The 13,412-nt window shown below is 40.7% G+C and carries 9 protein-coding genes; 8 read left to right on the plus strand and 1 reads right to left on the minus strand.

Annotated elements, in window-relative coordinates:
* The first annotated feature begins 23 nt into the window (after positions 1–23).
* The 4 genes from HKX39_RS05425 to HKX39_RS05440 all read left to right on the plus strand — a co-directional run bounded on the left by HKX39_RS05425 (position 24) and on the right by HKX39_RS05440 (position 3,169).
* Positions 24–1,217 carry a glycosyltransferase gene (locus HKX39_RS05425; protein WP_171680318.1) on the plus strand — a complete coding sequence of 398 codons (1,194 nt, stop codon included), beginning with the start codon at positions 24–26 and terminating at the stop codon, positions 1,215–1,217.
* Positions 1,218–1,281: 64 nt separating this feature from the next.
* Positions 1,282–1,908, plus strand: coding sequence for a class I SAM-dependent methyltransferase (locus HKX39_RS05430; protein ID WP_171680319.1), 627 nt, complete (start codon positions 1,282–1,284; stop codon positions 1,906–1,908).
* Positions 1,909–1,937: 29 nt separating this feature from the next.
* Positions 1,938–2,327: a hypothetical protein gene (locus HKX39_RS05435; RefSeq protein WP_171680320.1), complete on the plus strand. Its 390-nt coding sequence runs from the start codon at positions 1,938–1,940 to the stop codon at positions 2,325–2,327.
* 8 nt (positions 2,328–2,335) lie between these two features.
* Positions 2,336–3,169, plus strand: a complete 834-nt coding sequence (locus tag HKX39_RS05440; protein WP_171680321.1) for a hypothetical protein — start codon at positions 2,336–2,338, stop codon at positions 3,167–3,169.
* A gap of 331 nt (positions 3,170–3,500) precedes the next feature.
* On the opposite strand, the gene HKX39_RS05445 is transcribed toward HKX39_RS05440, so the two are convergent.
* Positions 3,501–5,780, minus strand: a complete 2,280-nt coding sequence (locus HKX39_RS05445) for an NADP-dependent malic enzyme (RefSeq protein ID WP_171680322.1) — start codon at positions 5,778–5,780, stop codon at positions 3,501–3,503.
* Positions 5,781–6,101: 321 nt separating this feature from the next.
* Between HKX39_RS05445 and HKX39_RS05450 the strand changes: the two genes are divergently transcribed.
* The 4 genes from HKX39_RS05450 (at position 6,102) to zapE (ending at position 13,365) form a co-directional block, all read left to right on the plus strand.
* Complete coding sequence (locus HKX39_RS05450; RefSeq protein ID WP_171680323.1) at positions 6,102–8,966, plus strand: 2-oxoglutarate dehydrogenase E1 component; 2,865 nt, start codon at positions 6,102–6,104, stop codon at positions 8,964–8,966.
* Between the two features lie 25 nt (positions 8,967–8,991).
* Positions 8,992–10,182 (plus strand): 2-oxoglutarate dehydrogenase complex dihydrolipoyllysine-residue succinyltransferase, encoded by a 1,191-nt coding sequence (gene odhB / locus HKX39_RS05455; protein WP_171680324.1) that lies wholly within the window; start codon positions 8,992–8,994, stop codon positions 10,180–10,182.
* 87 nt (positions 10,183–10,269) lie between these two features.
* On the plus strand, positions 10,270–11,700 hold the full coding sequence (gene lpdA / locus HKX39_RS05460) for a dihydrolipoyl dehydrogenase (protein ID WP_171680325.1): 1,431 nt from the start codon (positions 10,270–10,272) through the stop codon (positions 11,698–11,700).
* Positions 11,701–12,261: 561 nt separating this feature from the next.
* Positions 12,262–13,365, plus strand: a complete 1,104-nt coding sequence (zapE, locus tag HKX39_RS05465; protein WP_171680453.1) for a cell division protein ZapE — start codon at positions 12,262–12,264, stop codon at positions 13,363–13,365.
* The last annotated feature ends 47 nt before the right edge of the window (positions 13,366–13,412 follow it).

Consider the following 13,412-nt stretch of genomic DNA (forward strand, 5'->3'; position numbering starts at 1 on the left):
CTTATTTATTTGAGGGAAGCGAAATGTCAACGATTTGTTTGAATATGATTGTCAAAAATGAGAGTCATATTATTGAAAAAACCTTAGAAAATCTTTGTCAGCATTTAACATTTGACTACTGGGTTATTTCAGATACAGGCTCTACAGATAATACGGTTACTTTAATTGAACAGTTTTTTAAACAACGTCAAATTCCTGGTGAAATTTATCATGCTGAATGGAAAAATTTTGCCTATAACCGTAATCTTGCTTTACAGGCAGCCACTAAGAAAACAGATTATGTTTTGTTTTTTGATGCAGATGATTCTCTTCATGGAGAAGTCATTATTCCTGAATCACTAAATCAGGATGCCTATTTTTTTAAGTTTGGTGCTCAAACCTCAGGGACGGCCTATCAGCGGTTATTACTGGTTCGGAACGATGGGAGCTTTTACTGGCGAGGGGTGTTACATGAGTTTATAGAACGTCGTATACCCGCGAGTCATGGTCTTATTGATGGGGATTATTATGTTATTTCTGGTCGTCTAGGTGATAGAAATAAGAATCCTCAACAAAAATATATCAATGATGCTCGTCTATTAGAGCAGGCCTGTTTTGATAATCAGGAACCTGATTTATTGCCTCGTTATATGTTTTATTGTGCGCAGTCCTTTCGTGATGCTGGATTATCTGAAAAGGCGTTGGAATGGTATACAAAACGTGCGCAATTCGCCGAAGGCTGGGTTGATGAGCGTTATTTAAGTTATTTAGCTGTCGGGTTTATTTATGAGGGAAGAGAGGATTATGAGGCGGCACAGCAAGCATGGTTGCAAGCCGTATGTTTATGTCCTGAAAGAGCTGAAGCATGGTATCATTTAGCACGACGTTGTAATTGGCAGGGGCATTATACGCTAGCTTATACTTATGCTCGACAGGGGTGTGAGTATGCTTTTCCTACCAATAGTCGTCTGTTTTTGTCGGTCGATATTTATCGTTATTGGCGCTATTATGAGTATTGTTTAAATGCGGCATTGCTACAAAAATGGGAAGAGTCATATCAAGGATTTAAGCAATTGGTCGAATATGCCCCTGCGGATTTGATTATGCGTTTAGAGGTCTATTTGCCTCATTATCGAGAGTTTTTAATGAAAGATAATTTTGAACAGGTTTCTCAATTACAGCAGATGTTAGAGATTAAGGGGTTAACCTCTTTTTTTATGCTACTATTAGGAAAGTAGGATTTGTTGAATAGGTTCTGAGTAGTTTAGTATTGGGTAGTATGATATTTTAGATGAGTGACAAATGAATAATGAATTAATTTTTAAAGACCCTGATTGGTTTAGTCATAATATTCCATCATTTTCAGCAATTTTTGATCGTATCAAACCTAAACGTATTTTAGAGATTGGTTCGTATGAGGGACGTTCGGCAGCTTATATGATAGAAAAGGCGCTTCAGTATCATCAGGAAGTAGAGCTCTTTTGTATTGATACCTGGGAGGGAGGTCAGGAGCATATCGGGGTTAATGATATGAATATGGTGGAGAGAAATTTTCTTCACAATATGCAAGTGATGCAACAACGTTATCCTGGTCTTAAATTGCATCAGCTTAAGGGGTACTCGCATCCAGCAATGATGCAGTTATGTACTCAAGGCTTAGAGGGCACGTTTGATTTCATCTATGTAGATGGGTCACATGAGGCTCCTGATGTTTTGATGGACGCTCTGTTAGCCCATCGTTTGGCAAGAAAGCAAGGTGTGATTGCTTTTGATGATTATCTCTGGACGTCGTTGCCTTATGGACAGCAGGATCATTATTTATTGGTTAAACCTGCCGTAGATAGTTATATCAATACGTATAATCGTAAAGTTTGTGTATGGCGTAATTTCCCGCTTTATCAGCTTTATGTTGAGAAAATTGCGGATTAGTGAATACATATTACTCATTGGAGAAATGTATGCAAGAGAGTGATATTAAATGTTTTATTGAGAATAGGGTTAATGAGGAATGGGAAAAGAAAAACTCACCTTTATTGCTTAGTTCTTTAGGAATTTTGTTAAAAGATAAATTTGGTGATGATAAACCTGAAGGAGTGAGTTTAAAAAAATGGATAGATAGTTATAGTATTGATACTATTAAGTATGTTTATCATAAACATAAAAAAGCCAAAATAGGCCTAATTCCCGCTAGTCAAGAATATGAGTGGGATAGTGTTGATAGAGTCAATAATGCGATGGTATCGACAAAAATGGATTTAAAAGATTTTTCTGTGTTACTAAAAGAGAAACTTTCTAAGGAAGAGTTGGATCAGATACCGTTGAGTATATTATTGAAAATTTTTAGTTAACATTATTTATGCTGAAAGTATCTTTTATTCACAATGAAAATTACTTTAAATTAAAAGATCAATTAGAGAGTTTATTTAATTCTCAATTAAAACATAAATATAAAATTATGGATAATCCAGATGTTTATCCGTCTGTAGATATTTTTTTAGAAAATGAGCTGTGTAATGTCAAAAATGGAAAATATTCCAGTGTTCTGATATTTATAGATGAAGATATTTTAATTCCCGAAGAATTAAAATACGTATATTTATTTCATCAACTTAATCCACCGTACAAGGGGTGTGATAAAGTAGCAGGTAATAGGGTTTATCTTCAACAACAAATATCATTTGGATTAAAAAGAATAAATTTTATTCGATCAAATTTTAATGATAAGATGATTCGGTCTATTTTGATAATGCCAAGGAGAAATTTCTCATCTTCTACGCTAGAGCAGTTGTTTAGAACTATTATTGAAATTAAAAGAAATAAAGGGAACGAACACACTAATCAAATACAAAGGCTTTTTTATGAATTTATTGATCAACATAAAAAACCTAAATCAAAGTCTGATAATGCGAATATAAAGTATATGAGAGATGATAATGATGTATTTTTTAGGTTGGGGGAGGAAAAACATGGGCAAGCCGAAACGAAGCAACCTCCTCATGACAACGATTGTATATTGAGTAGTTATTTTAGATTTGGTGTGAGATTAAATAGAGATATACATTTCAATGTCTCAAGTAGTGATGCATATATTGCAACAAGCAGTAAGTTTTGGAATTGTCATCGTAAACCTTATTGGGTTAAAAAAAACACTTCTCATTTGAATATATTTCCCAATGATTTTATCCGATGAGATAATATTCGTGCTATATAAATGAAAAGGCTCTCAATATATCGAGAGCCTTTTATAGTATTCAATGATACTTAAAATTATATAGAAAATCTATAAATTTTATTTCGATGGAATCTCCCCTAGCTGCCTCCATTGTGAGAATGTGACAGGCAATGAAATTTTGCCATCGAGTATATAAGGTTATAAATTTGCTTAGTGTACTAACTACTTGAATCTTTCTATTCGCTTATCACTTTAAAAGTGTGATAAGCGATGAAATTATGTAATAGTTACATCTAAGATTTACATTTATAACTTAAATTTTTTACGATTGTACCGTAATTTACACTAGTTATCTAGTGTTTTGCTGTGCATCAATCACGGCTAATGCTGTCATATTAATAATACGACGAGTGGTTGAACTCGTTGTCATAATATGAACAGGTTTTGCTGCACCTAGTAGGATAGGACCCAAGGTAATACCATTACCACTTGTCATTTTGAGTAAGTTGTAAGAGATATTACTTGATTCTAAACTTGGCATAATTAAGAGATTAGCACTGCCACGAAGTGTACTGTCAGGGCAAGCTTCTAAGCGAATACGCTCACTCAATGCCGCATCTGCATGCATTTCACCATCAACTTCTAAATGTGGCGCACGTTCTAAAATAATATTGCGTGCTTCTGCCATTTTTTTGGAGCTCGCATTTGGGCGACTACCGAAATTAGAGTTAGAAAGTAGGGCAACTTTAGGTGTAACACCAAAGCGTTGCATTTCTTCTGCGGCTAATAAGGTAATCTCTGCAATGGTTTCTGCGTCAGGGTTTTCATTGACATGCGTATCCGCAATAAAGAGCGTATCATTTGGCATAATGATGACGTTCATTGAAGCAAAGTTCTTAACGCCAGGTTTAAGACCGATAACTTCGGATACGTATTGGAGTTGGTTTTCCCAACGAGTACGTGTACCACAAATCATGGCATCTACATCGCCACGTTCTAATAGTAATGCACCAATGAGGGTATTGTGTTTGCGCACCATCATCTTTGCAATTTCTGGTGTGACCCCTTTACGACCGCGAAGTTTGTAATAATGTTGCCATGCTTCTGTGTAACGCTCGTCATCTTCGGGGTTCACAATCGTAATGTTTTTACCATGTTGCAAGCGTAGGCCTAGTTTTTGGATGCGCATTTCGATAACAGCAGGGCGACCAATGAGAACTGGGATAGCAATGCCTTCGTCGACGACGGTTTGAACAGCACGTAATACGCGTTCGTCTTCGCCATCGGCATAAACGACACGTTTTTGTGCTGATTTGGCTTGCATAAATAATGGACGCATTAATTGACCAGAGTGATATACAAAGTTCATCAACTGTGCACGGTAAGCATCCATATCAGCGATGGGTTTTGTCGCTACACCCGAATCCATCGCGGCTTGTGCAATCGCTGGGGCAATTTTGACGATAAGTCGTGGGTCAAATGGTTTTGGAATGATATAGTCAGGACCAAATTCTAAGGTTTGCCCCTCGTAAGCATTGGCTACTTCGTCGCTTTGTTCTGCTTGTGCTAAATCGGCAATTGCGTGTACGCAGGCCATTTTCATTTCTTCGTTAATGGTTGTTGCACCAACATCAAGAGCACCACGGAAGATAAATGGGAAGCAGAGAACGTTATTTACTTGGTTTGGATAGTCAGAACGACCGGTTGCAATGATAACGTCTGGACGAGCTGCTTTTGCATCCTCAGGTAAAATCTCTGGGTCTGGGTTAGCTAGCGCTAGAATCAGTGGATTAGCCGCCATGGTTTTAACCATATCGCCTGTGAGAACACCTTTTGTTGAGCAGCCGAGGAAGACGTCAGCGCCTTTGACGACATCGGCTAAAGTACGCGCCTCTGTTTCTTGGGCGTAGCGTGCTTTATTTTCTTCCATATTGGCTTCACGGTTTTTGTAAATAACGCCTTTTGAATCGCAAACATAGATATTCTCACGTGTTACACCAACACGGACTAATAGATCTAAGCAAGCAATCGCTGCTGCTCCAGCACCTGAGCAGACTAATTTTACATCAGCTGGGTTTTTACCAATGAGTTTTAAGCCATTAAGAATAGCGGCAGAAGAGATAATCGCTGTACCGTGTTGGTCATCATGAAAGACAGGAATCTTCATGCGTTCGCGGAGTTTTTTCTCAATGTAGAAACACTCGGGGGCCTTGATGTCTTCTAGATTGACACCGCCTAGTGTAGGTTCGAGTGCACAAATGATGTCTACAATTTTATCCGGGTCATTTTCGGCTAATTCAATATCAAAAACATCAACACCAGCGAATTTTTTAAATAAGCAACCTTTACCCTCCATGACAGGCTTAGCAGCAAGGGGACCAATATTACCTAAACCAAGCACAGCGGTGCCATTTGTAATCACGCCTACAAGATTATTACGCGAGGTATAGCGTGCAGCCGCCGCTTGACCATGTGCGTAAATTTCCATACACGCATGTGCAACGCCTGGAGAGTAGGCGAGAGCTAAATCATCTTGGTTTGCCATGGCTTTTGTCGGTACGACAGAAATCTTGCCAGGGCGAGGGTATTCGTGGTAATCAAGCGCCAGTTTTTTTGAATCAGTAGACATAGTTCGTCCTATAATAGTCCTGTAATAAATTAATCAAAAACTAATAGTGTAAATGGTACATTCTTTTGTTTAAAAAATCTTGATTTTTGATAGAGGTAAGTATTTGTGTTTCAATCCGTCAAGAAAAGCAAAGGAAATCAGTTGAATTAGGGTTAATACGCTATTTTTCTTTGCAAAAAAGGTTATACTACTGCCTAATCGGATTTATGTATTTGAGTCCGCCTTCTTTTTTTATCGCTATCCGTAATTCGGTAAGGCCGTAAATCGGAAGGTTTTCCTGCATCCATATGGTGAAACACTCATAAAAGGTGAAGCGTCGTTATGACTACAGCTATCGAAAAGAGTAAAAACTCGTATCTTTTTGGCAGTAACGTTGCGTATGTTGAAGAACAATACGAAGCGTACTTAGATAATCCAGAATCCGTCACTCCAGAGTGGCGCGAATATTTTGATAATCTTAGCCATCTTCCTGCCGTTGACGGCAAAGAAACTACACGTGACCAAAATCACTCTTCAGTGATTGCATCTTTTGCACAACGTGCTCGTTCTAATACTTTATTAACACAAGCTGCGCCCGCAAACTTAGAAGTTGCTGGTAAGCAATTAAAAGTACAATCTTTAATTGCCGCTTATCGTAGCTTAGGCGTACGTTACGCACAGCTAGACCCATTAAAACGCAGAGAAAGACCTGAAATTCCAGAGTTAGACCTAGCTTTCTATGGTCTGACAGAGGCGGATTTAGACGAAGTTTATTCGGCTACAAATACATACTTCACTAAGAAGTCAACCATGACTTTACGTGAAATTCTTAATGCTTTACGCGATACTTACTGCCAATCTATCGGTAGTGAGTTTATGCATATTTCGGATCCAAAAGCAAAACGTTGGATTCAAGAGCGTTTAGAGAGCTCTTTAGCTAAAGCGGAATTCTCAGTCGCAGAAAAGAAAAATATCCTTAAACAATTGACAGAAGCAGAAGGCTTAGAGCGTTACTTGCATACGAAGTACGTGGGTCAAAAACGTTTCTCACTTGAAGGTGGTGAAAGCTTTATCGTGAGCATGGACGAAATCGTTAATCACGGTGGTCGTATCGGTGTTCAAGAAATCGTGATGGGTATGGCTCACCGCGGTCGTTTAAATATGCTAATTAACGTCATGGGCAAACGTCCGGGCGATTTGTTTGCCGAGTTTGAAGGTAAACATGCCGAAGGTCTAACTGACGGTGACGTAAAATATCACAACGGTTTCTCTAGTGATATTTCAACACCAGGAGGTCCAGTGCACCTATCATTAGCGTTTAACCCATCTCACCTTGAGATTGTTAACCCAGTGGTAGAGGGTAGTGCACGTGCTCGTCAAGACCGTCGTCAGTCTAAGAAAGATGTATTGCCAGTGCTAGTACATGGTGATGCGGCTTTTGCAGGTCAAGGCGTGGTGATGGAAACTTTAAACCTTGCACAAACACGCGGTTATGGTACCGGTGGTACAGTACATGTCGTGATTAATAACCAAATCGGTTTCACGACATCTGACCCACGTGATGCACGTTCTACATTGTATTGTACTGACGTTGTTAAGATGATTGAAGCACCAGTATTCCACGTTAATGGTGATGATCCAGAAGCGGTGGCATTTGTTTCTCGTCTAGCGTTAGATTATCGTGCAGAATTTGCGCATGATGTGGTGATTGATATTGTATGTTTCCGTAAATTAGGTCACAACGAACAAGATACACCAGCATTGACACAACCATTGATGTACAAATCAATTGGTAAACACCCAGGTACACGTAAACTATACGCAGACAAATTAGTCGCTCAAGGCGTATTGGGTACAGATGATCCCGAAGAAATGGTCAAAGAGTACCGTGCGGTGATGGATGCCGGTGGTGAGACTGCTGAGCCAGTTCTTACAGACTTCAAAAACAAATATGCGATTGACTGGACGCCTTTCCTTGGTGCTAAATGGACTGACAAAGCAGACACAGCGATTCCAACGACAGAGTTACAACGTCTTGGTGAGCGCATTACGACGGTGCCAGAGACATTTACTCCTCATAAACTCGTTGAGAAGTTATTAGCAGACCGTGCAGCGATGGCACGTGGTGAGATGAATCTTGACTGGGGTATGGGTGAACATTTAGCGTTTGCTTCTTTAGTGAGCGCAGGTTTTGATGTGCGTATTACAGGTCAAGATGCGGGTCGTGGTACATTTACACACCGTCATGCGGTATTACATGACCAAAAACGTGAGCGTTGGGATGACGGTACGTATATTCCATTACAAAACATTAGCGAAAACCAAGCGAAATTTACTGTTATTGACTCTGTATTATCAGAAGAAGCTGTGCTTGGTTTCGAGTATGGTTTTGCTTGCTCAGAGCCAAATACATTAACGATTTGGGAAGCACAATTCGGTGACTTCGTCAACGGTGCACAAGTAGTTATCGACCAATTTATCGCTTCAGGTGAAGCAAAATGGGGTCGTCAATGTGGTTTAACCATGATGTTACCGCATGGCTACGAAGGTCAAGGTCCAGAACACTCTTCAGCACGTATCGAGCGTTTCTTACAATTATGTGCTGACAACAATATGCAAGTGGTTCAACCAACTAACGGCGCACAGATTTTCCACTTACTACGTCGTCAAATGATCCGTAAGTTCCGTAAGCCATTAGTGATTTTCACACCGAAGTCATTATTGCGTAATAAAGATGCGAGTGTGCCATTAACAGAGCTTTCGGAAGGTTCATTTAAACCTATTATCGGTGAAGTGGATACAGCAATTAATGCAAGCAAAGTAAAACGTGTATTAGTTTGCTCTGGTAAGGTTTACTACGATTTAGTCAATGCGCGTAAAGAGCGTGAAGCTGATGATGTAGCGATTATTCGTGTAGAGCAACTTTATCCATTTGCACACAAAGATTTCGCAGCTGAATTAGCGCAATATACTAATGCCAAAGAAGTGGTATGGGTTCAAGACGAACCACAAAACCAAGGTCCTTGGTTCTACATCCAACATCATATTTATGAGAATATGAAAGAAGGTCAAAAACTTTCTTATGCTGGACGTAATGCTTCTTCTTCGCCAGCAGTGGGCTATTTAGCTAAGCACAATGAACAACAAAAAGCTTTGATTGAGCAGGCATTTGCTAGTCGCTTAAAAGGCTTTGTATTAACAAAATAATTTTTAAGTTTAAAGGATTTTAATTATGGCAATTATCGACGTAGTCGTACCGCAATTATCTGAGTCAATTTCTGAAGCGACTCTATTAGAGTGGAAATTTAAAGTAGGCGCTTCTGTTTCTCAAGACGAAACATTGATTGAAGTAGAAACGGACAAAGTGGTTCTAGAAGTTCCATCACCAGCATCAGGCGTGATTACTGAAATCATCGAGGGTGACGGTAGCACAGTGACTTCTGGTCAATTATTAGCAAAAATCGATACAGAAGCGACAGCAGCAGCGTCTGCTCCTGCAGCGGCACCAGCTGCAGCTCCGGCGGCAGCAGCACCAGCAGCAGCTTCAAAAGGTGATGTGGCTTCTCCAGCAGCCAGCGTTATCTTAGCTGAAAAAGGTCTCAATGCTTCTGATGTAGCAGGTTCAGGTCGTGATGGTCGCGTCACTAAAGCAGACGCACAAGCAGCATCTGCTAAACCAGCTGCGGCAGCAGCACCAGTAGCCGTACCTTTAAACTTAGAAGGTCGTCCAGAACAACGTGTTCCAATGACTCGTCTACGTGCACGTATCGCTGAGCGTTTATTACAATCTCAACAAGAGAATGCTATTCTAACAACGTTCAACGAAGTTGATATGAGCGCGGTTATTGCTTTACGTAACCAATACAAAGACAAGTTTGAAAAAGAGCATGGTGTTAAATTAGGCTTCATGTCTTTCTTCGTAAAAGCGGCTGTTGCTGCATTAAAACGTTACCCAATCCTAAACGCATCAGTTGATGGTACAGATATCATTTACCACGGTTACTTTGATATTGGTATCGCGGTAAGCAGCCCACGTGGTCTAGTTGTACCTATCTTACGCAATGCGGATCAATTAAGCTTAGCGGATATCGAAAAAGCTATCGCTGACTTCGGTGCACGTGCTCGTGACGGTAAGTTAGGTTTAGAAGATTTAACTGGCGGTACATTCTCTATCTCTAACGGTGGTGTATTCGGTTCTATGATGTCTACACCAATTATCAACCCACCACAATCAGCGATTTTAGGTGTTCACGCGACAAAAGAGCGCCCAGTAGCGATTAATGGTAAAGTTGAAATCCGTCCAATCAACTACTTAGCGATGTCTTACGATCACCGTATCATTGACGGTCGTGAAGCAGTATTAGGCTTAGTAGCAATGAAAGAAGCGTTAGAAGATCCACAACGCTTATTATTAGATATCTAATCGTTAGATACCGAGAGGGCGCCCCTGATAATAAGATTAGGGGCGTTTGGTTTTTGTAAGAATACAGATTTTTAAAGAGAACAGAATATGTCTACACAATTTGACGTTGTTGTTATTGGTGCAGGTCCTGGCGGTTATATCGCTGCTATTCGTGCCGCTCAATTAGGTAAAAAAGTCGCATGTATTGATGCTTGGGTTGATGAGAAAGGTAATGCGAAACCAGGTGGTACGTGTACAAACGTAGGTTGTATCCCATCAAAAGCGCTTTTACAATCTTCTGAGCACTATGAGCAAGCGAATCACCACTTCGCAGAGCATGGTATCGAAGTAGGTAGTGTGAAATTAAAATTAGAGACTTTAATTGGTCGTAAAGATACGGTTGTTAAACAAAACAATGATGGTATCCAGTTCTTATTTAAGAAAAATAAAGTGACTTTCCTTGTAGGTAAAGGTTCTTTCGTGGGTAAAGAAGCTGACGGTACTTACAAAATCAAAGTTGACGGTAAAGATGCAAAAGAGTTAACAGCCACTCACGTTATCGTGGCAACGGGTTCTGCTCCACGTGCTTTACCAGGTTTGGCCTTTGATGAAGAGCAAATCCTATCTAATGACGGTGCCTTACGCATGTCTTCTGTACCTAAGAAATTAGGTGTGATTGGTGCGGGTGTTATCGGTCTAGAAATGGGTAGCGTATGGCGTCGTTTAGGTGCTGAGGTGACTATTCTTGAAGCGGCACCAGCATTCTTAGCGATGGCTGACGAGGCTGTAGCGAAAGAAGCGAAAAAAGCCTTTGATAAACAAGGTCTAAAAATCGAAGTTGGCGTTAAGTTAGGCGAAATCAAACAAACGGCTAAACAAGTTAAAATCCCTTACACAACAGCTAAAGGCGAAGAGCACACACTAGAAGTGGATCGTCTCATCGTGTCTATCGGTCGCGTACCTTATACCGATGGTTTAAATGCCGCAGCAGTTGGTCTAGCACTTAACGAGCGTGGCTTTATCGAAGTTGACGGTGATTGCAAAACAAATCTTCCAAACGTATGGGCGGTAGGTGACGTTGTTCGTGGTCCTATGTTAGCGCACAAAGCAGAAGAAGAGGGTGTGGCTGTGGCTGAGCGTATCGCTGGCAAACATGGTCATGTTAATTTTGACACGATTCCTTCTGTTATCTACACATCACCAGAAATGGCATGGGTAGGTAAGACTGAGCAACAATTAAAGCAAGAAGGTCGTGAGATTAAAGTAGGTAGTTTCCCATTCTTAGCGAATGGTCGCGCGCGTGCTTTAGGTGATACGACTGGTTTTGTGAAAATCATTGCTGATGCAAAAACAGATGAAGTATTAGGTGCACATATCATTGGCCCTATGGCATCTGAGCTAATTTCTGAATTAGTAACCATTATGGAATTCAAAGGCGCAGCAGAAGATATCGCACGTATCTGCCACGCTCATCCAACATTGTCTGAGTCAGTGAAAGAAGCAGCGCTCGCGGTGGATAAGCGTTCGTTGAACTTCTAATCGATACTCGTCGCTCTTGCAGTATGTTGTTCTTACTGCAAGAGCTTGTGTATTCGCTCGGACAGCAAAGTGCATCGCTATCGCTCGCCGTTTGCAAACTCGCTCGGTACATCAAGTTCTCTTCGTGAGGACTGCCATTAACTAGCACAGCAATGTTTACTCAAGCACTTAAGGTTTGTGGAGACGTTTCGATGCACAAAGCGAGTTAGGCGAACGAAGTGAGACTCTGTCCGAGCGACTGCACGGAACGTGTAGCAAACCTGATGGTGAGTTAGCAACTAATGACAAGCGACTGACAAAAACCTGTAGGTAGATTGGTGTATGCACATAATGCGAGTTAGCATTTAAGAGTGAATACACAATGTTCTGAAGTAGGTGATTGTGATTAATACAAGCACTTAAGGTTTGTGGAGACGTTTCGATGCACAAAGTGAGTTAGGCGAACGAAGTGAGGCTCTGTCCGAGCGACTGCACGGAACGTGTAGCAAACCTGATTGTGAGTTAGCAACTAATGACAAGCGACTGACAAAAAACAATATTTTCATCACTGACACGATATTAATGAACGTTATCCAGTATTACCAAAAAACACTTGCCGACAAAGGCTACAAGCCTGACGAGGCACAGTTAAAAGCGATTGAGCGTTTACAAAAATTCTATGACGATTGGGTGAGTTTACCCGCACCGACAGAACAGTCTTTTTTTAAGCGTTTATTTGCAAAGCCAGCTCCACCAGCAGCACCACGAGGAGTCTATATGTGGGGAGGAGTTGGTCGTGGTAAAAGCTTTTTGATGGATTCCTTTTACTATACAGTGCCTTTAACGCGTAAAACGCGTATCCATTTCCATGAGTTTATGCGTGGCGTACATGCGCATCTTCAAGCCATTAGCAAAGAAGCGGACCCACTTGATATCGTCGCTAAACAGATTTCTGAGAAGTATCAGTTAATTTGCTTTGACGAGTTTCATGTTTCTGATATTGCCGATGCGATGATTTTGTATCGCTTATTGCAGAAACTGTTTGATAACGGCACTAGCTTTGTCATGACATCGAATTACGAGCCGTCGACACTTTATCCTGACGGTTTACATCGTGACCGTATTTTGCCGGCAATTGCTTTAATCAAAGAAAAGATGGATATTCTTAATGTCGATACCGGTGTGGATTATCGTCGTCGTACATTAGAACAATTGAAGCTTTATTTTACGCCGATTACCTCAGAGACCAATCAAGAGTTAATGCAAATCTTTGATACCTTGACGACACATCGTAATGAGGTAAGCAGTATCAACGTAGAGGGGCGTGATATCCCTGTGGTGGCAGAAGGAACAGGCGTGGTGTGGTTTACCTTTGCTGCATTATGTGGGACAGCTCGTTCGCAAAATGACTATCTCGAACTCGCTAATCATTATAAGACCCTCATCCTTTCAGATATTCCTAAGCTTGAGGCAAAAGATGCCTCTGAAGCACGTCGCTTTACTTGGTTAATTGATGTACTGTATGACCATAAAGTGAAACTCATCATGTCCGCTGCTACCGAGCCAGAGCAAATTTATGTTGAGGGAGTCCAAGCAAGTGAGTTCCATCGCACGGTCTCTCGTATGGTGGAAATGCAGTCCAAGGAATATATGGAAGCGGAAACTCGCCATTCGGTGACATTGTAGTTAAAAGAGTTTATGCTATCTAAATTAAGTAGCTAAGAGCATAATTA

This window comes from Pelistega suis (assembly GCF_013133795.1).
In the GTDB taxonomy this organism is placed as follows: Bacteria; Pseudomonadota; Gammaproteobacteria; order Burkholderiales; family Burkholderiaceae_B; genus Taylorella; species Taylorella suis.